The organism is Achromobacter xylosoxidans (assembly GCF_001457475.1).
Classification (GTDB): domain Bacteria; phylum Pseudomonadota; class Gammaproteobacteria; order Burkholderiales; family Burkholderiaceae_B; genus Achromobacter; species Achromobacter xylosoxidans.
On the sequence record NZ_LN831029.1, the window covers coordinates 2,396,716 to 2,415,652 of the forward strand.

Genomic DNA, 18,937 nt, shown 5'->3' on the forward strand with positions numbered 1-18,937 from the left:
AAAAGGAGCCTCGCACAGGCCGGTAATCGGGCGCCAGGCTAGGCGCGGTCGCCGCCGCGTGGCTGTGCCACGCAAGGTGAGCGCAACGACGCCTGGCGCCCGATTACCGGCCTGCCCGAAGGGTGAGTACCCAAATGAGCGCCTCTCAGCGTTGCGAATGCTCGCCGGGGACCTGCCACGACTGCGCTTCGCGCCTTGATAGTCACTCATTTGGGTACCCATGCGAGGCTCCTTTTAGTGTGAGCAGGCCCTAGCCGATCACTGTATACCTCGCGGCCGCCGCGGCCCATCCGGCGACATTTAATCGCCGCCGGTGTGTTGTTTCCAGGCCGCCACGCCGCGCGAAAAAATCCGCTGTTCCGATACAGATTTCAGATAACGTGGCTGTTCATCTTCCCACTACCGACCGGCCCGCGCCGGCGCATCATGCCTGACATCGCCAATCTCCTGACGTTCGCCCTGGTCGCCCTGGGCATGGTGCTCACGCCCGGGCCCAACATGATCTACCTGGTGTCCCGCTCGATTTCGCAGGGGCCCAAGGCGGGGCTGATCTCGTTGTCCGGCGTGGCGGTGGGCTTCATCTTCTACGTGCTGTGCGCGGCATTCGGCCTGACGGTGCTGCTGATGTCGGTGCCGTACGCCTACGATGCGCTGCGCTTCGGCGGCGCGCTCTATCTGCTGTACCTGGCCTGGCAGGCGGTGCGCCCGGGCGGGCGTTCGCCGTTCCAGGTGCGCGAGCTGCCGGCCAGCAGCCCGCGCACGCTGTTCACGATGGGGCTTTTGACCAACCTGCTCAATCCCAAGATCGCCGTGCTGTACGTGTCGCTGCTGCCGCAGTTCATCCAGCCCGACCATGGCAGCGTGTTCACCCAGTCGATCGCGCTGGGATTGACGCAGGTTGCCATCAGCCTGTCGGTCAACGCCGTCATCGCGATCATGGCGGGTTCGATCGCCGGCTTCCTGGCCGGCCGGCCGCTGTGGATCGCGATCCAGCGCTGGCTGATGGGCACGGTGCTGGCCGGCCTGGCGCTGCGCATGGCGCTCGATTCGCGCCGCTGAGATTCAGCGTTTCAGTGGCGCAGCGCCGCCGCCAGCTTGCCCAATTGCCTGACCAGCGCCGGGTAGCGGTCGGCGCTGGTGTTGCCGTAGCCGATCACCAGGCCGTTGTCCTGCGGCTGCGGCGTGATGGCGAAAGTCGACAGCGCGTTCGGATTCATGCCCAGCCGGCGCGCCTGCTCGACGACGGCGCGGTCGGGCACATCGGGCGGCAGCCGCACCGTCAGGTGCAGGCCGCTGTGGCCGCCCAGCACTTCATGGTCGATGCCCAGGTGTTGCGCCAGCGCCTCGCGCAGCGCCGCCTGGCGCTCGCGGTACAGCCGCCGCATGCGGCCCAGGTGACGCGAGAACTGGCCGTTTTCGATGAAGGCGGCCATCGTCAGCTGTTCCAGCCGGTGCCCGCCGCGCAGCATTTCCACGATCGAAGGCATGGCCGGCCCGGCGATCGCCTGCGGCAGCACCAGGAAGCCCAGCCGCAGCGCCGGGAACATGGTCTTGCTGAACGTGCCCACGTACAGCACCGGCGCGTCGGGCAGCAGGCCCTGCATCGCGGCGATCGGCTCGCCCTGGTGGCGGAATTCGCTGTCGTAGTCGTCCTCGATGATCCAGGCGCCGGCGCGGCGCGCCCGTTCCAGCAGGTCGAGCCGGCGCGCCAGCGACAGCACGGCGCCGGTCGGGTACTGGTGCGTGGGCGTGGCCTGGATCAGGCGCGGCGGCCGGGTGAGCCAGTCGTCCTCGTTGATGGCCAGGCCGTCGGCGTCGACCCGCATCGCCACCACGTTCAGGTCGCCCGCGTGGAAGGCCGACTTCGCGCCGCGGTAGCCGGGTTCCTCCAGCCAGGCGGTGTCGCCGGGATTGGTCAGCAGTTGCACGCACAGTGCCAGCGCGCCCTGGGCGCCTTCCGTGATGACGATGCGCGAGGCATCGCAATTGACCCCGCGCGACACCCGCAGGTACTGGGCGATGGCTTCGCGCAGCGCGGGTTCGCCCACCGGCGGGCCGTAGCCCAGCGTGGCGGCGGGCGCCGCCTGCAGCGCCCGGTCCTGGGCCCGGCGCCACGCGCTGATGGGAAACTGGGTCAGCGCGGGGGTGCCGGGCGTGAGCGGCAGCGAGCCATCGTTGGGGGCGCGCGTCGCGATGATGCGCGACAGGCGGGCGGCGGTGCGAAAGACGGGCGCCTCGGGCCGGGACGCCTGTCCCGCGGCCGGCCCGGGGGCCGGTCTGGCCGCCTGCTCGGCGGCGCGCCGGGTGGCCTGCTTCGCCGCGCTGGCGGCGGCGGCCGACAGCGGCGCCACGCGCGTGCCCTGGCGGTCGGCGATGACGTAGCCTTCGGCGGTCAACTGTTCGTAGGCGATCAGCACGGTGTTGCGCGAGATGCGCAGTTCGTCGGCCAGCACGCGCGAGGCCGGCAGCTTGCCGCCCGCCGGCAACTGGCCCGCCAGGATGGCCTGCTTGAGCCGCTGGATCAGCTGGCGCTGGCGCGGCAGGGCGCCCGGGCCGCGCGCCAGCGGGCTGGAGAGCAGGGCGGCAGGTTCTGTCATGGCTCTATTAAATTTACGGACCGTGGTGCTTTTTATCATGCCACGGTTTGGCTATCGTGAGAGCGTGCCAGGGTCCGCCGTGACGGAAATTACCCTGGCGGGCGTCCGCCATTGGCGGCGGCGTTCCCCCAACCTGGAGAGGCCTCGCAGCATGCAACCGCGCGTCAATGCATATCAACAACCCATCGGCCCCGACCTGTCCGGCTGGACGCCGCGCCCGCGTCCGCCGGTGGCGCCGGCGCAGGGCCGCTACTGCCGCCTGGAGCCGCTGTCGGCCGAACGCCACGCGGCGGACCTGTACGCCGCCTTCAGCCAGGCGCCCGATGGCCGCGACTGGACCTACATGAGCGTCGGCCCCTTCGCCGACGCGGCCGCCTACCGCCAGTTCGCCGAGCAGGCGCAGGCCCATGCCGCCAGCGATCCCATGCACCATGCGGTCATGGACCTGGCCAGCGGCCGCGCGATCGGCTCGTTGTCGCTGATGCGCATCGACCCCGCCAACGGCGTCATCGAGGTCGGTTTCGTGGCGTTCTCGCCGCTGCTCAAGCGCACCCGCATCGCCACCGAGGCGCAGTTCCTGCTGATGCGCCGCGCCTTCGACGAGCTGGGCTACCGTCGCTATGAATGGAAGTGCGACAGCCTGAACGCGCCGTCGCGCGCCGCCGCGGCCCGCCTGGGCTTCCAGTTCGAAGGCATCTTCCGCCAGGCCACCGTCTACAAGGGCCGCAGCCGCGACACCGCCTGGTTCTCGATCATCGACAGCGAATGGCCGGCCCTGCGCGCGGCCTATGAGAACTGGTTGAGCCCCGACAATTTCGACGCCGAGGGCAACCAGCGCCAGGGCCTGGCGGAGCTGATCGCCCGGGAAAAGGCCGCGTGCGCCTGATCCCGGTTGCGTTGGCGCTGTTCTGGGGCCTGAACTGGCCGGCGGTCAAGATCGTGTTGTCGATCTGCCCGCCGTTCACCCTGCGCCTGCTGGGGCTGGGCAGCGGCGCCTTGCTGCTGCTGGCGCTGGCGCGCATGAAAAGGCTGGCGCTGCTGCCGCCGCGGGCCTCGTGGCCGGGCATCGTGGTCGGCGGCATCCTGGCCGTCGCGGTGTTCAACCTGGCGGTGGCCTGGGCCCAGCTCAGCACCAGCACGTCGCGCGCCGCCGTGCTCACGTTCACCATGCCGATGATGTCGGCATTGCTGGCCTGGGCGGTGCTGGGCGAACGGCTGGACCGCCGCCGCGGCCTGGCCTTGCTGCTGGGCGCCGCCGGCGTGGCGGTGCTGGCCTGGCCGGTGCTGCGCGCCATCTTTGCCGATCATGACCTGGCCGCCGCGCGCGGCCTGGTGTTCCCGCTCACCGCCGCCTTCGGGTGGGCCGCCGGCACGGTCTACCTGAAGCGCTGGCCGGTGATGGGGCATCGCATCGTGGTGACGGCCTGGCAGCTGGCGGTAGGCGCGGCCTGCGCGCTGGGCGGCGTGCTGCTGGCGGGCGAAGCCTTTCCGACGCAGGGCTGGAGCGCGCGCGTGGCGGGCGCGCTGGCGTTCCACATCGTGCTGGGCACGGCCGTGGCGTACTGGCTGTGGTTCGTGCTGAGCGAACGGGTCAGCGCGACGGTGGCGGCCTTGACCACGTTGATGGTGCCGGTGGTCGGGGTGCTGGGCGCGATGGCGCTGGTGGGGGACCGCCCCGATGCCGCCGACTGGTGGGGCTTCGCGCTGGTGCTGGCGGGCGCGGCGTTGATCGTGTTGAACCTGGGCGGTGGGCGCCGGGCCTGAGGGCCGGCGCATCGATCCGCGCTTCGGCCCGGGCATGCCCCGGACCACAACCGGCGCACCGGCCGGCGTGCCAGCCCGCGCGCCGATCCGCGCAATTCAGGCGCGCTTGCCGCGCCGCAGCTTCTCGCGCAGCAGACCGGCGCCGCTCACCAGCGAGATGCCGGCCAGCACCATCAGCGCGCCGACGACGAAGGCGCCGTCCAGCGGCTCGTCCAGGATCAGCACGCCGAACGACACCCCGAACAGCGGCGTCATGAACGACAGGATCGACAGGCGCGAGGCCAGGTAGCGCCGCAGCAGCCAGAACCACGCCAGGTAGCTCGACAGCGCCACCACCACCGACTGGAACGCCACGCTCAGCATGGCCGCAGGCGTGTAGCGGATGCCGGCGTTGCCGGTGGCCGCCGCATAGACCAGCAGCACCAGCGCGGCGATCGCCATCTGGTAGAACAGGGTCTTGGAAGGCGCCGCTTCCGACAGCGCGGTGCGGCGGATCGCGACCGTGGTGGCGCCCCACAGCAGCCCGCCCAGCAGCCCGAGCGCGTCGCCCAGCAGCATGTTGCTGGCGGCGTTGGCCGCTTGCGGCTGGCCGTTGCCCAGGAAGGCCACGGCGATGCCGCCAAAGGCCACCGCCACGCCCAGCCATTGCAGCGGCGCCATGCGTTCCTCGGGAACGCGCCAATGCAGGCCCAGCGCCGTGAAGATCGGCGCGGTGTACAGGAACACCGACATGTGCGAGGCGGTGGTGTAGACCAGCCCCTGCGCGATCGCCAGGAACTCGAAGCCGAACAGCAGGCCCACCAGCACGCCGGCGCCCAGCGTGCCGTCGCGCAGCGCGCGCGAACCTTCGGCGCGCCACACCACCGCGCCCAGCACCAGCGCGGCGAAGGCCGAGCGCAGGCCGACCTGCATGATGGGCGAGATGTCGGCCGCCACCAGCTTGATGGCGATCTGCTGGAAACCCCAGCACACGCACAACAGCAGCATCACGCTGGTGGCCAGCGTGTCCAACGCCCGGCGGGAAGGGGCCATGGCGGCGGCGATGGCGCTCATGGCAGTTCGGCCGGGTAGCTGTCCAGCGCCAGCCCGATCTGCTGGCGCAGATCCCATTCGGCCAGGCTGGCCTGCACCGGGCCGAAGAAGGCGCCGTCACGGGTCACGAACATGGCCGGCAGGTGGAAGACTTCGTAGCGTTCCACCAGGCCGCCGTTCTCGCCGGCGTCGACCCAGCACACCCGCTGCACCGGCAGGTCCAGCTTGGGCAGTTGTTCGCGCGCGATGCGGCAGGTGCCGCAGGTGCGGCTGTGGAACACCAGCAGCGTGAGGCCAGGCGTGTCCAGCAGGTAGCGGTCGGCGGTGCTGTCGTTCAGTTCTATTTCTTCCATGGCGGCGTCGGGGTAGTTATCGGGACAACACGCGATCCAGTTCCAGCACGGTCTGGTACAGCACGCGGGTGCCGTCCAGTAGCTGCTTCGGCTCGATCCATTCCTCGGGGCAGTGGCTGCGCCCGTTCAGGCAGGGGATGAAGATCATGCCGATGGGGCCGGTGGGCGCCATGTAGACGGCGTCGTGGCCGGCGCCGCTGGGCAGGCGCATGCTGGCGTAGCCGAGCTGGTCGGCGGCGGCCTGCGCCGCGTCCATCACCAGCGGCGTGCAGTCGGTGGGCTGGGCCCGGCTCAGTTGCACGAAGCCGGCGGTCAGGCGCAGCGCCTTCAGGTCGGCGGCCACGCCGGCCATCAGCGTTTCGGGGAAAGCGTCCAGCACGGCGTTGCTGTCGCTGCGCATTTCCAGCGTCAGTTCGACGCGGCCGGGCACGGCGTTGGCGGCGTTGGGCGTCATGGCGAGCTTGCCGACGGTGGCGACCACGTAGTGCGGGTTGCCGCTGGCGGCGCTGGCCTGGCGGCTGGCGGCGTCGATGATGCGGGCCGCGCCCACCAGGGCGTCGCGGCGGATGTCCATGGGCGTGGTGCCGGCGTGGTCGGGCTGGCCTTCGACCGTGATCAGCACGCGGCGGATGCCGACGATGTTGGTGACCACGCCGATGGGCAGCTGGCGGCTTTCCAGCACCGGGCCTTGCTCGATGTGCAGTTCGACGAAGGCGGCCGTGCCGTCCGGGCCGCGCAGGGGCTGGGTCAGCGCGGTCGGATCGCCGCCGATGCGGGCGATGCCCTGCGCCAGCGTCTCGCCGTCGGCGTTGCGCGCGGCCAGCATGTCGGCGCTGAGCTGGCCGCTCAGGGCGCGGCTGCCGACGCAGGAGATGCCGTAGTCGCTGGGTTCTTCCGACAGGAAGTCGATGACCTCGAAGGGATGCTCCAGTTCGATGCCGTGTTCCCGCATGGTGTGGGCGACTTCGATGCCGGCCAGCACGCCGATGATGCCGTCAAAGCGGCCGCCGCTCATGACGGTGTCGCAGTGCGAGCCGGTGGCGATGGGCTGGCGTTGCGCGTTGCGGCCGGCGCGGGCGCCGATGAGGTTGCCGCCGGCGTCCAGGCGGGTGGTCAAACCCGCGGCCTCGAATTCACCGCGCAGCCAGTCGCGTGCCTCGAGGAACAGCGGCGAAAAGGCGCGGCGGGTCCAGGGCTGGTCGGGCAGGGTGTAGCGTGACAGGGTCTCGACGCGCTGCCAGAGGCGCGCGGCGTTCAGGGGGGGAAAAACGGGTGAGGCGGTGGGCATGTAGGTTCCAGGAATTGCATCGGCGATTATGGCATGTGGGACACGCGCCGCCCCACCAATCCCAGCGAGGCGCGCCGGGCCCAGCGCTGCATCATCAGCACCGCCACCACCGCCAGCCCGATGGCCAGTCCGCTCCAGATGCCGACCCCGCGCCAGCCGGCCTGGAAGGCCAGCCAGGCGCCGCAAGGCAGGCCCACGCCCCAATAGCCGATCGCCGCGTAGATCATCGGCACGCGGGTGTCGTGCAGGCCGCGCAGCATGCCGGCGCCCAGCACCTGCGCGCCATCGACGATCTGGAACACCGCCGCCACCGCCAGGTAGCTGACCGCGAAGGCCAGCACCTTGGCGTTGGCCGGATCGTGCACGTCCATGAACACCGACACCAGCGCGTACGGCACGGTCACCATCAGGGCCGCGGCGATCACCATCGAGCCGATGCCCAGGCCGAATGCGCTCCAGCCGGCGCGCGTCACGCCGACGCCGTCGCCCGCGCCCTGGGCATAGCCGACCCGCACCGTGGCCGCCTGCGCCACGCCGTAGGGGATCATGAAGGTCACGCTGGCGATCTGGATGGCGATGGCGTGCGCCGCCAGCTCGGCCTCGCCCAGCCAGCCGATGAGGAAGGCGGCGGCGTTGAAGATGGTGACTTCGAACGCGGTCGTCACGGCGATCGGCAGGCCCAGCTTCCAGAACGCCCGCAAGCGCTGCCAGTCGGGTTGGAGCAGGCCGCTGAACAGCCGGTAACGGCGAAAGCGCCGGTCGCGCAGCACCACGATCACCATGCCCACGAACAGCGACAGGCTGGCCAGCGCGCTGGCCACGCCGGCGCCGATCAGGCCCATGGCCGGCGCGCCCAGGTTGCCGAACACCAGCACCCAGTTGCCGAAGACGTTAAAGAGGATCGCGCCCACCGCCACGATGAAGGCCCAGCGCGGCTGCTGCAGCGCGGCCACGAATGAGCGCAGCACCAGGAAGCCCAGGAACGGCGGCATCGCCCACAGCAGCGCCCGCAGGTACTGGCCCGCCGGCGCGGCCAGCTCGGGCGGCTGGCGCAACAGCAGCAGGATGTGCTCGCCGAACCACAGCGCCAGGCAGCCCGGCACCGAGATCAGCACCGCGCTCCAGAAGCCCTGGCGCACCGTGCGGCGCACCTCGCGCACCGAATTGCGGCGCGCGCCCTCGGCATGCGCGGCCATGGGCGCGGTGGCGCTGACCAGGCCCAGCGCGAAGAACGCGATCGCCGAATACAGGTTGGCGCCCAGCGCGCTGGCCGCCAGCGGCTGCGAGCCCAGGTGGCCGATGAACATCACGTCCGTCACTGTCATCGCGATCTGCGCCAGGTTGGTCAGCACCAGCGGCAGGCTGAGCAGCAGGGTGGCGGTGATTTCACGTTTCCAGGCGGCGCGGCGAAGGGCGGGCATGCGGCTTCTCTTGTGGACGAAGCCCGCATCTTAAACGTCGTTCGGGGTTAACCCGGATACTTCCCCTGGTCCGCGCGGGACATCGCGTTGACGCGTCCACGCGCGGGGCTCATGCCGCGCGTCAGGGCGCGCGCCAGGCCGGCGGGCGCTTTTCCAGGAAGGCGCTCACGCCTTCGCGCGCTTCCTCGGAGGCGCGCACCGCGGCGATGCGCTCGACCGAATCGGCCACCAGCGCGTCATCCAGCGGCTGGCCGGCGAAATCCCGCACCAGCCGTTTGCTGGCCTGCACCGCCTGCGGGCCGTTATCGCACAGCGCGCGGCAGACGGCGCCGGCCTCGTCCTGCAACCGCGCCAGCGGCACGACGCCGTGCAGCAGGCCCATGCGGTATGCGGCGGCGGCGTCGAAGCGTTCAGCCGTCAGGAAGTAGCGGTTGGCCGCGCGTTCGCCCATGGCGCGGATCACGTACGGGCTGATGGTGGCCGGCAGCAGGCCCAGGCGGGTTTCCGACAGGCAGAACTGCGCGTGATCGGCGGCGATGGCGACGTCGCAGGCCGCCACCAGGCCCATGCCGCCCGCGTAGGCGTCGCCGTTGACCGCCGCCACCACGGGCTTGGCGCAGGACCAGATGGCGCGCAGCATCCGCGCCAGGCGGCCGGCGTCGGCGCGATTGTCGGCGTCGCTCAGCGTGGCCATCTTGCGCATCCAGTTCAGGTCGCCGCCCGCGCAGAACGCCTTGCCCGCGCCGGTCAGCAGCAGCACCCGCACGGCCGGATCGTCCGCCGCCTCGCGCACGGCCGTGGTCAGCGCCGCGATCAGCGTCTCGTCGAAGGCGTTGCGCATGTCCGGGCGGTTCAGCGTCAGGCGGGCGATGGGGCCGTCGCGGTCCACCAGCAGCGGGGGCGGGGTGCTCATGCGGGTCTCCAGATTATTGATTGGTGCTCAATTAATAACCTGATACGGCGTATTGTTTCCATAGGGTAATACGCGAGTAATGCGTGTTTTAGGGTCAAATATTGAGTTATCCTCAAAAAAATGACAACGGAGCGAGACATGAACCATTCCCCCGACGGCGCCGCCGCGACGGCGCGCTACGCGTCGGTCTTCCGGCCGGGCCTGTTCGACGGCAAGACCGTCATGGTCACCGGCGGCGGCAGCGGTCTGGGGCGCTGCACCGCGCACGAGCTGGCCTCGCTGGGCGCGCGCCTGGCGCTGGTGGGCCGCAAGCCGGAAAAGCTGGAGGCCGCGCGCGATGAACTGGCGCGCATCTATCCCGAGGCCGCCGACCGCATCACGCTGCACGCCTGCGACATCCGCGGCGAAACCGGCGTGCGCGGCGCGGTGGCCGACGCGCTGGCCGCGCATGGCGCCATCGACGGCCTGTTCAACTGCGCCGGCGGCCAGTTCCCGGCGCCGCTGGAGCAGATCAGCTTCAATGGCTGGAACGCGGTGGTGCAGAACAACCTGCACGGCACCTTCCTGATGGCGCGCGAGGTCTACACCCAGCACATGCGCCAGCACGGCGGCGCCATCGTCAACATGCTGGCCGACATCTGGGGCGGCATGCCCGGCATGGGACACGCCGGCGCGGCCCGCGCCGGCGTCTGGAACCTGACCGAAACGGCGGCCTGCGAATGGGCCCATGCCGGCGTGCGCGTGAACGCGGTGGCGCCCGGCTGGATCGCCTCAAGCGGCATGGACAGCTACGACGAGGACTACCGCGCGGTGTTGCGCGGGCTGGCCGCCAAGGTGCCGTTGCAGCGCTTCGGCACCGAAGCCGAACTGGCGGCGGCGGTGGTGTTCCTGCTGTCGCCGGCGGCGGCCTTCATCAACGGCAGTGTCATCCGCGTGGATGGCGGCGTGCCCAACGCGCGCCACTCCTGGACCCTGCCGCCAGCCGCGCGCGGCGAGACCTACGACGGCTTTCCTCAGTACTCGCCGCCGTCCTTGTTCTCGGCGGACTGAAGCCGATGCAGGGCGTCTTGCACCTCGCCCCGGAATTGCGCCAGCGCCAGCGCGTCGCGGCGCGGCGGCTGCAACGCCTGCCACAGGAAGTCGACCAACTGGTCGGCGGTGGCCGCCACGTCGACCCGCGTGCCGCGCAGGATGGCGTCCCACAGCACATGCTCCATCGGGCCATAGACTGCCGATCGCAACAGGCGCAGCGGCATGTCCTGGCGCACGTGGCCGTCGGCCTGGCCCTGCGCCAGGATGCGCATCAACGGCGCGGTGTAGCGCCGCTGCAGGCCGGCGTAGATTTCGCCGAAATCGTCATTGCGGGCGCGGCCCTCGGACAGGATGAAGGCGCACAGCCCGGTGCCCTCGGCCAGCAGGTGGCGCAGGTGCGCATGCACCAGGTAATGCAGTTGGGCCCGCGCGCCCTGCACGTGCGGCAGGTAGTCCTCGACCTTGGCGATGATCTCGTCGTACCAGTCGCTGATGACGCGCACGCACAACTCGCGCTTGCCGCCGAAGTAGGTGAACACCGTGCCTTCGGACACGCCCAGCCGCTGCGCGATCTCGGTGGTGGTGGCGGCCTGGAAGCCGGCCTCGGAGAACACCTGCCGCGCCACCCGCAGGATGTCCCGTATCCGTTGCTCGGACTTGGCGCTGGCCGGCGGGCGGCGCATCGGGACGGCGGCGGTTTTTTCCATGGGTACGGCGGGGCGATGGGAAGTGGCCAGGGCTTACTATCATACCGACCAAAATAGCGACCAAAATAGCGGCCAGGACCGCGACCAAAAGAACAACGACACGGAGACCGATTCATCATGCTGTCCAGAACCGAAACCTACGCGCAGTTGGCGTCCTCCTTCCAATGGCGGGTGCCGGCGGCCTACAACATCGGCGTGGACGCCTGCGACAAGTGGGCCGACGGCAGCGGCCGCCTGGCGCTGATCCACGAGAAAAGCGACGGCAGCCAGACGCGCTACAGCTTCGACCAGATCAAGGCGCGCGCCAACCAGCTGGCCAACGCGCTGCGGCGCCAGGGCGTGCGGCGCGGCGACCGGGTGGCGGTGTACCTGCCGCAGGCGCCCGAGACCGCCGTGACCCACATCGCCGTCTACAAGATGGGCGCGGTGGCGGTGCCGCTGTTCACCTTGTTCGGCGTCGACGCGATCCAGTACCGCCTGGCCGACAGCGGCGCCGCCGCCCTCATCACCGACGCCGAGGGCTGCCGCCGCCTGCAGGAGATCCGCGCCACGCTGCCGGCCCTGAAGACGGTCTATTGCATCGACGGCCCGGGCGAGGGCGGGGCGCTGCCGCTGCACGCCTCGCTGGACGCCGAATCCGAGCAGTTCGAAGCCGATCCCACCGCGGCCGACGATCCGGCCGTCATCATCTACACGTCGGGCACCACCGGCAAGCCCAAGGGCGCGCTGCACGCCCATCGCGTGTTGCTCGGCCACCTGCCGGGCGTGGAGATGTCGCACGAATTCTTCCCCGAGCGCGCCACGCTGATGTGGACGCCGGCCGACTGGGCCTGGATCGGCGGCCTGCTGGACGTGCTGCTGCCGGCCTGGCACCACGGCGTGCCGGTGCTGGCGCGGCGCTTCGAGAAATTCGACGGCGCCGCGGCCTTCGACCTGATGGCGCGCCATGGCGTCACGCACACTTTCCTGCCGCCCACCGCGCTCAAGATGATGCGCGGCGTGGCCAATCCGCCGGCGCCGGATGCGCTGGCGCTGCGCTCGGTGGCCAGCGGCGGCGAATCGCTCGGCGCCGAACTGATCGACTGGGGCCGCCGCGTGCTGGGCGTGACCATCAACGAGTTCTACGGCCAGACTGAATGCAACATGCTGGTGTCGTCGTGCTCATCCCTGTTCGAGCCGCGCATCGGCAGCATCGGCCGCGCCGCGCCCGGACACCGGGTCGCCATCGTGGACGAGCAGGGCGCCGAAATGGCCGATGGCCAGGAAGGCAATATCGGCGTATTGCGGCCCGATCCGGTGATGTTCCTGGGCTACTGGAACAACCCGCAGGCCACCGCCGAGAAATTCGCCGGCGATTACCTGCTGACCGGCGACATGGGCGTGCGCGACGCCGACGGCTTCATCCGCTTCGTCGGCCGCAACGACGACGTCATCACCAGCGCCGGCTACCGCATCGGCCCCGGCCCCATCGAAGACTGCTTGCTCGGCCACCCCGCGGTGCGCATGGCGGCCGTGGTGGGCGTGCCCGATGCCGAGCGCACCGAGGTGGTGATGGCCTACGTGGTGCTGCATGACGGCGTGGCCGGCGACGAGGCGCTGGTCAAGGCGTTGCAAGCGCACGTGCGCACCCGGCTCGCGGCCCACGAGTACCCGCGCCGCATCCGCTTTGTAACCAGTTTGCCGACCACGGCCACCGGCAAGATCATCCGCCGCTCGCTGCGCGACGGTAGCCACGCATGAGGGCGGCGGACGCGACAAGCGCCAATGAAACAGTGACAAACCCGGTGACAAACTCGTCCGTTTGGTCGGGTTGACGGCCTGCCCGGCGCTGCAAGTATGATGGCGCAAACATGTATACGGCCCCAGTCAAACGGGGCCGTATCGCCATTAGCCTTAGTATGGAGATAACCCTAATGAATAAGCCCTTGGACGGGGGCCTGGCGGCCTTGAACGTACCCGCGTACGTCAAGCACCGCGGCCTGATCGACTGGGTCGCCAGCGTGGTGGCGCTGGCCAAGCCGGATCGCGTCGAGTGGTGCGACGGTTCGCAGGAAGAATACGACCGCCTGTGCGAACAGATGGTCCAGGCCGGCACCATGCGCCGCCTCAACCCGGCCAAGCGGCCCAATTCATTCCTGGCCTGTTCGGACCCGTCCGATGTGGCGCGCGTCGAGGACCGCACCTTCATCTGCTCCGATCGCGTCGAGGACGCCGGCCCGACCAACAACTGGGCCGACCCGGCCGAGATGCGCGCGACCTTGAACGGCCTGTTCGACGGCGCCATGCGCGGCCGCACGCTGTACGTGGTGCCGTTCTCGATGGGCCCGCTGGGCTCGGACATCGCCCACATCGGCGTCGAACTGTCCGACAGCCCCTACGTCGTGGTCAACATGCGCATCATGACGCGCATGGGCAAGCAGGTCTACGACGTGCTCGGCGCCGACGGCGACTTCGTTCCCTGCGTGCATTCGGTCGGCAAGCCCCTGGCCGCCGGCGAGGCCGACGTGGCCTGGCCCTGCAACGCCACCAAGTACATCGTGCATTTTCCCAAGAGCCGCGAGATCTGGAGTTTCGGCTCGGGCTACGGCGGCAACGCGCTGCTGGGCAAGAAGTGCTTCGCGCTGCGCATCGCCTCCACCATGGGCCGCGACCAGGGCTGGCTGGCCGAACACATGCTGATCCTGGGCGTGACCTCGCCCAAGGGCCGCAAGTACCACGTCGCCGCCGCCTTCCCGTCGGCCTGCGGCAAGACCAACTTCGCCATGCTGATCCCGCCGCAGGGCATGGACGGCTGGAAGGTCACCACCATCGGCGACGATATCGCCTGGATCAAGCCGGGCGCCGACGGCCGCCTGCACGCCATCAACCCCGAAGCCGGCTATTTCGGCGTGGCCCCGGGCACCAGCGAGCAGACCAACTTCAACGCCATGGCCACGCTCAAGGCCAACGTCATCTTCACCAACGTCGCCCTGACCGACGACGGCGACGTCTGGTGGGAAGGCATGACCGACACGCCGCCCGCGCACCTGATCGACTGGCAGGGCCAGGACTGGACGCCCGCCATCGCCCGCGAGACCGGCCGCAAGGCCGCCCACCCCAACGCGCGCTTCACCGCTCCGGCGGCGCAGTGTCCGTCGATCGACCCCGAATGGGAAAACCCGCAGGGCGTGGTGATCGACGCCTTCATCTTCGGCGGCCGCCGCTCCACCACCGTGCCGCTGGTGACCGAGGCGCGCAACTGGGTCGAAGGCGTCTACATGGCCGCCACCATGGGCTCGGAAACCACCGCCGCCGCCGTCGGCCAGCAGGGCGTGGTGCGGCGCGATCCGTTCGCCATGCTGCCGTTCTGCGGCTACAACATGAGCGACTATTTCACGCACTGGCTCAAGCTCGGCAAGCAGCTCGAAGCCGCCGGCGCCACGTTGCCGCGCATCTACTGCGTCAACTGGTTCCGCAAGGGCCCGGACGGCAAATTCGTCTGGCCCGGCTTCGGCGAGAACATGCGCGTGCTGCGCTGGATGCTGGGCCGCATCGACGGCCAGGCTGGCGGCGTGGACCAGGTGTTCGGCATCTCGCCCAGCTACCAGGACATCGACTGGACCGGCCTGGAATTCAGCCCCGACAAGTTCGAACAGGTCATGTCGGTCGACGACGGCGCCTGGCGCGACGAACTGGCGTTGCACGACGAACTGTTCGGCCAGCTGGCCCAGGGCCTGCCCGAAGACCTGCCCGCCACCAAGGCCAGGATCGAAGGGCGCCTGGCCGCCTGAGGCCGGGCAGACCAAGCCGGCCGAGCTTCAGTTGGCCGCGCCTAGGCCGGCCGCGCCCGATCCCAAACCCGCGCACGGTGACGTGCGCGGGTTTTTTTTACGGCACAATCGTCCCATGAAACTCGACGCCGAAGACCTCGCCAAGATCACCACGCTGACGCTGGCCCACTACGAAGAAAGCGCCCAGTCCTTCGAGGAAGGCACGCGCGATCACGACGTCAGCCAGAACATCGCCGCGCTGCTGCGCCACATCAAGGGCGAGCCGCCCTGCGACATCCTCGACCTGGGCTGCGGCCCCGGCCGCGATCTCAAGACCTTCACCGCCCTCGGCCACCGCGCCGTCGGCCTGGACGGCACCCCCAGCTTCGTCGCCATGGCCCGCGCCGCCAGCGGCTGCGAGGTCTGGCACCAGGACTTCCTGCGCCTGCACCTGCCCGCCGCCCGCTTCGACGGCATCTTCGCCAACGCCGTCCTGTTCCACGTTCCCACGCAGGAACTGCCCCGCGTCCTGCGTGACCTGCGCGCCACCCTCAAACCCCGCGGCGTCCTGTTCAGCTCCAACCCCCGCGGCGGCAACCAGGAAGGCTGGAACCGCGGCCGCTACGGCGCCTACCACGACCTGGATGGCTGGCGCACCCTGCTGCAAGCCGCGGGCTTCGAAGAACTCGAACACTACTACCGCCCCGACGGCCTGCCCCGCGAACAACAACCCTGGCTCGCCAGTGTGTGGAGAAGGGTGGACTGACCGCACGACGCGATACACGCTTCACCTTCCGTGCCCCGCATCTGTGGAATGGTCAACATCTCTATACCTCCCACCCCGTTGCGGAAGATGGATATGCATCGATCACCGGCGCGCAGCGCATTCGTCCCCCCTCAAACACCTGGACGCCAAACTTGGCCGCCCGCGCGGCCAAGTTGGCAGCCCTGAAAGTTCCATTCCCTGCACACGGGTCCAGCAGCGCGACAGACCGAGAGACTCGTAGTCCCTCGGGCAGGCGGCCTCCCGGGCGGGCAACCTCGATGCGCCCGACGGAAACCGAAGGCAGCCGCCGCAGGCGGCAACAAGGTTGAGGATGGGGCAGTCCGGAGCGAAGGCTCCGGACCGCAATCGTGGGCGCCCGCCCGGGAGGCCGCCTGCCCGAGGGGCGACCTACGAAGCACCTCCTCCCAAAGCCACAACTCCCCCGCCCGCATACATACGAAGCACAAACCGGATACCCACCGCAGCCACCGGCCATCCCCCCCTGACGGGCATCAAGCCACCCCACAATACCCGCACTCCCCGGATACCCGCCGCCAAATCCGGCTACCGCCCCGCCAGCGCCCGCCCGCAACATCCGCCTCACGATCTCAGCAACCCAAGAGGCAAACAAAATGAAGGGACTGGCCGATAAAACCGCCATCGTCACCGGCGGCGCCACGCTGATCGGCGCCGGCGTCGTCGCCGCGCTGCGCGCCGGGGGCGTGCGCGTCGCCATCTTTGACATTGACGCCGAAGGCGCCGCCCGCGTCGCCGCCAGCGACCCCGACGGCATCCGCGCGTGGCCGCTCGACATCACCGACGACGCCCGGCTGGCCCGCGCCGTCACTGAGGTCGCCGCCCACTTCGGCCGCATCGACTACCTGGTCAACCTCGCCGCCACCTACCTCGACGACGGCGCCGCCTCCGGCCGCGCCGACTGGCTGCGCGCCCTGGACATCAACGTCGTTAGCGCCGTCATGGCGGCCCGCGCCGTGCATCCGCACCTGGTGGCCGCGGGCGGCGGCGCCATCGTCAACTTCACCAGCATCTCGTCGCGCGTGGCGCAGACCGGCCGCTGGCTCTACCCGGTCTCCAAGGCCGCGCTGCTGCAGGTCACCCGCAGCCTGGCGATGGACTATGCCGGCGACCGCATCCGCGTCAATTCCGTGTCGCCCGGCTGGACCTGGTCGCGCGTCATGGACGAACTGACCCACGGCGACCGCGCCAAGACCGACCGCGTCGCGGCCGACTTCCACCTGCTGGGCCGCGCCGGGGATCCGGCCGAAGTGGCCGAGGTGGTCGCCTTCCTGCTGTCGGACCACGCCAGCTTCGTCACCGGCGCCGACTACGCCGTGGACGGCGGTTATTCCGCCATGGGGCCCGAGCAGGCCCGTCCCGCCATCCCGCGCCTGGCCGAATAAGCCCGGTCTTGCCGCATCCCGGCCCGCCGCGCATCCGGCGGCCGCGCACACCAAACAGGAGAACCATCATGCGTCGAATCGCAATCGTCGGGGGAGGGCAGGCCGGCCTGCCGTTGGCACTGGGCCTGCTGGACAAGGGCTATGAGGTGACCGTGGTCACCAACCGCGAGCCGGACGACATCCGCCGCGGCAAGGTCATGTCCAGCCAATGCATGTTCGATGCCTCGCTGCGGATCGAGCGCGACCTGGGGCTGAACCAGTGGGAGGCCGCGTGTCCGCCGGTCGAGGGCATCGGCCTGGCCGTGCCGCATCCCGAGCGCCCCGGCCACAAGCTGATCGACTGGGCCGCGCGCCTGGACCGCCCGGCGCAGGCGGTGGACCAGCGCATCAAGATGCCGGCCTGGATGGAATTGTTCGCCGCCCGCGGCGGCCGCCTGCTGATCCAGGATGGCGGCGTGGCCGAACTGGAGCTGCTGGCCGCCTCGCACGACCTGGTGCTGCTGGCCGCCGGCAAGGGCGACGTGGTCAAGCTGTTCGAACGCGACGCGGCGCGCTCGCGCTTCGACAAGCCGCAGCGCGCGCTGGCGCTGACGTATGTGCACGGCATGCGCCCGGCGCCGGTGTTCTCGCGGGTCGCCTTCAACCTGATTCCCGGCGTCGGCGAGTACTTCGTGTTTCCCGCGCTGACTCACAGCGGTCCCTGCGAAATCATGGTGTTCGAAGGCGTGCCGGGCGGCCCGATGGACTGCTGGCGCGACATCAGGACGCCGCAGGATCACCTGGCCAGGAGCCTGGACATCCTGCGCACCTTCCTGCCCTGGGAGGCCGAGCGCTGCGCGGCCGTCGAGCTGACCGACGCCAACGGCATCCTGGCCGGCAGCTTCGCGCCCACCGTGCGCAAGCCGGTCATGACGCTGCCATCCGGCCGCCTGGTGCTGGGCCTGGGCGACGCCGTGGTCACCAACGACCCCATCACCGGCCAGGGCTCGAACAACGCCACCAAGGCCTGCGCCGTCTACCTGGAGGCGATTCTGGCGCGCGGCGACCAGCCCTTCACCGCCGAGTGGATGCGGCAGACCTTCGAGCGCTTCTGGGACTACGCCAGCGCCGTGGTCGACTGGACCAACTCGATGCTGCTGCCGCCGCCGCCGCACCTGCTGCGGCTGCTGCAGGCCGCCGGCGACGCGCCCGCGCTGGCCAGCGCCGTCGCCAATGGCTTCAACCATCCGCCCAACTTCTTCCCGTGGTGGACCGACGCCACGGCCTGCGCGGCCTTCATCGCCGACAAATCCACCCGGGCGGCGGCGTGATGGCGGCCCTGGACTGGGGCAGCACCGACCTGCACCCCAAGGTCCTGCGCGGCGTGCTGGGCAGCTACCCGACCGGCGTGGCCATCGTCGCCACGCGTTGTCCGGACGGCCGCAAGGTCGGGCTGACCATCAACTCGTTCGCCTCGCTGTCGCTCGATCCGCCGCTGGTGCTGTGGAGCCTGGTGAACCGTTCGCCCAACCTGGCGGCGTTCCGCGATTGCGATCACTTCACCATCAGCGTGCTGGCCTGCGGCCAGGAAGCGCTGGCGCGCCGCTTCGCCGACCCGGCGGTGGCGGACAAGTTCGAGGGCGCCGAACTGCACGAGGTGCCCGAGGGCGTGCCCGCCATCGCCGGCGCCGTGGCCACGCTGGTCTGCGCCAACGACCAGCAGAGCCCGGCCGGCGACCACCTGCTGCTGTTCGGCCGGGTGCTGCGCGTGGCCAGCCTGGAGGCCACGCCGCTGGTGTTCCACGCGGGGCGCTTCACCGCGCTGACGTAGCGCGCGCCGCCAGGTCGGCCCGCGCCGGCATGGGGGCGCATGCGCCATCGCTTCATCAACCTTCCCGGTCCGCGTGGCCGGCCG

At 70.2% G+C, this 18,937-nt stretch carries 17 protein-coding genes; 10 read left to right on the forward strand and 7 right to left on the reverse strand.

The features are described from left to right. The first annotated feature begins 426 nt into the window (after positions 1-426). Positions 427-1,059, forward strand: a complete 633-nt coding sequence (locus AT699_RS10840) for a LysE family translocator (RefSeq protein WP_006384529.1) — start codon at positions 427-429, stop codon at positions 1,057-1,059. Positions 1,060-1,070: 11 nt separating this feature from the next. On the opposite strand, the gene pdxR is transcribed toward AT699_RS10840, so the two are convergent. After that, positions 1,071-2,636 carry a MocR-like pyridoxine biosynthesis transcription factor PdxR gene (pdxR, locus tag AT699_RS10845; RefSeq protein ID WP_172561405.1) on the reverse strand — a complete coding sequence of 522 codons (1,566 nt, stop codon included), beginning with the start codon at positions 2,634-2,636 and terminating at the stop codon, positions 1,071-1,073. Positions 2,637-2,748: 112 nt separating this feature from the next. On the opposite strand from pdxR, the gene AT699_RS10850 reads away from it, so the two are divergent. Next, entirely contained in the window at positions 2,749-3,483 is a 735-nt protein-coding gene (locus AT699_RS10850; RefSeq protein ID WP_024068477.1) for a GNAT family N-acetyltransferase, read from the forward strand. After that, the gene (locus AT699_RS10855; RefSeq protein ID WP_024068478.1) at positions 3,474-4,361 is read left to right on the forward strand and encodes a DMT family transporter; all 888 of its coding nucleotides are present in this window, start codon (positions 3,474-3,476) and stop codon (positions 4,359-4,361) included. Before AT699_RS10850 ends, AT699_RS10855 begins: the two co-directional genes overlap by 10 nt. 96 nt (positions 4,362-4,457) lie before the next feature. On the opposite strand, the gene AT699_RS10860 is transcribed toward AT699_RS10855, so the two are convergent. The 5 genes from AT699_RS10860 to AT699_RS10880 all read right to left on the reverse strand — a co-directional run bounded on the left by AT699_RS10860 (position 4,458) and on the right by AT699_RS10880 (position 9,368). Then, the gene (locus AT699_RS10860; protein WP_024068479.1) at positions 4,458-5,414 is read right to left on the reverse strand and encodes a DMT family transporter; all 957 of its coding nucleotides are present in this window, start codon (positions 5,412-5,414) and stop codon (positions 4,458-4,460) included. Continuing rightward, entirely contained in the window at positions 5,411-5,746 is a 336-nt protein-coding gene (locus AT699_RS10865) for a thioredoxin family protein (protein WP_006384499.1), read from the reverse strand. Before AT699_RS10865 ends, AT699_RS10860 begins: the two co-directional genes overlap by 4 nt. A 16-nt stretch (positions 5,747-5,762) precedes the next feature. Beyond that, positions 5,763-7,034, reverse strand: coding sequence for a Zn-dependent hydrolase (locus AT699_RS10870; RefSeq protein ID WP_024068480.1), 1,272 nt, complete (start codon positions 7,032-7,034; stop codon positions 5,763-5,765). A gap of 26 nt (positions 7,035-7,060) precedes the next feature. Next, the gene (locus AT699_RS10875) at positions 7,061-8,455 is read right to left on the reverse strand and encodes an MATE family efflux transporter (protein WP_024068481.1); all 1,395 of its coding nucleotides are present in this window, start codon (positions 8,453-8,455) and stop codon (positions 7,061-7,063) included. A 121-nt stretch (positions 8,456-8,576) separates the two neighbouring features. Next, entirely contained in the window at positions 8,577-9,368 is a 792-nt protein-coding gene (locus tag AT699_RS10880) for an enoyl-CoA hydratase/isomerase family protein (RefSeq protein ID WP_024068482.1), read from the reverse strand. A gap of 138 nt (positions 9,369-9,506) precedes the next feature. Here AT699_RS10880 and AT699_RS10885 point away from each other — a divergent pair, with 138 nt between their 5' ends. Further along, on the forward strand, positions 9,507-10,418 hold the full coding sequence (locus tag AT699_RS10885) for an SDR family oxidoreductase (protein WP_024068483.1): 912 nt from the start codon (positions 9,507-9,509) through the stop codon (positions 10,416-10,418). Here AT699_RS10885 and AT699_RS10890 read toward each other — a convergent pair. Further along, positions 10,382-11,107: a TetR/AcrR family transcriptional regulator gene (locus tag AT699_RS10890; protein ID WP_006384909.1), complete on the reverse strand. Its 726-nt coding sequence runs from the start codon at positions 11,105-11,107 to the stop codon at positions 10,382-10,384. The two genes, AT699_RS10885 and AT699_RS10890, sit on opposite strands and share 37 nt — an antisense overlap. Positions 11,108-11,224: 117 nt before the next feature. Between AT699_RS10890 and AT699_RS10895 the strand changes: the two genes are divergently transcribed. From AT699_RS10895 to AT699_RS10920, 6 genes are all read left to right on the forward strand, one after another. Further along, positions 11,225-12,847: an acyl-CoA synthetase gene (locus AT699_RS10895; RefSeq protein ID WP_024068484.1), complete on the forward strand. Its 1,623-nt coding sequence runs from the start codon at positions 11,225-11,227 to the stop codon at positions 12,845-12,847. 173 nt (positions 12,848-13,020) lie between these two features. Beyond that, the gene (locus tag AT699_RS10900) at positions 13,021-14,877 is read left to right on the forward strand and encodes a phosphoenolpyruvate carboxykinase (GTP) (RefSeq protein WP_024068485.1); all 1,857 of its coding nucleotides are present in this window, start codon (positions 13,021-13,023) and stop codon (positions 14,875-14,877) included. 115 nt (positions 14,878-14,992) lie between these two features. Next, positions 14,993-15,622, forward strand: coding sequence for a class I SAM-dependent DNA methyltransferase (locus AT699_RS10905; RefSeq protein ID WP_024068486.1), 630 nt, complete (start codon positions 14,993-14,995; stop codon positions 15,620-15,622). Positions 15,623-16,254: 632 nt separating this feature from the next. After that, positions 16,255-17,043, forward strand: coding sequence for an SDR family oxidoreductase (locus AT699_RS10910; protein ID WP_024068487.1), 789 nt, complete (start codon positions 16,255-16,257; stop codon positions 17,041-17,043). Positions 17,044-17,111: 68 nt separating this feature from the next. Continuing rightward, the gene (locus AT699_RS10915) at positions 17,112-18,353 is read left to right on the forward strand and encodes a styrene monooxygenase/indole monooxygenase family protein (protein ID WP_024068488.1); all 1,242 of its coding nucleotides are present in this window, start codon (positions 17,112-17,114) and stop codon (positions 18,351-18,353) included. After that, positions 18,353-18,853, forward strand: coding sequence for a flavin reductase family protein (locus AT699_RS10920; RefSeq protein WP_024068489.1), 501 nt, complete (start codon positions 18,353-18,355; stop codon positions 18,851-18,853). The genes AT699_RS10915 and AT699_RS10920 overlap by 1 nt, the downstream gene beginning before the upstream one ends. Positions 18,854-18,937 lie beyond the last annotated feature (84 nt).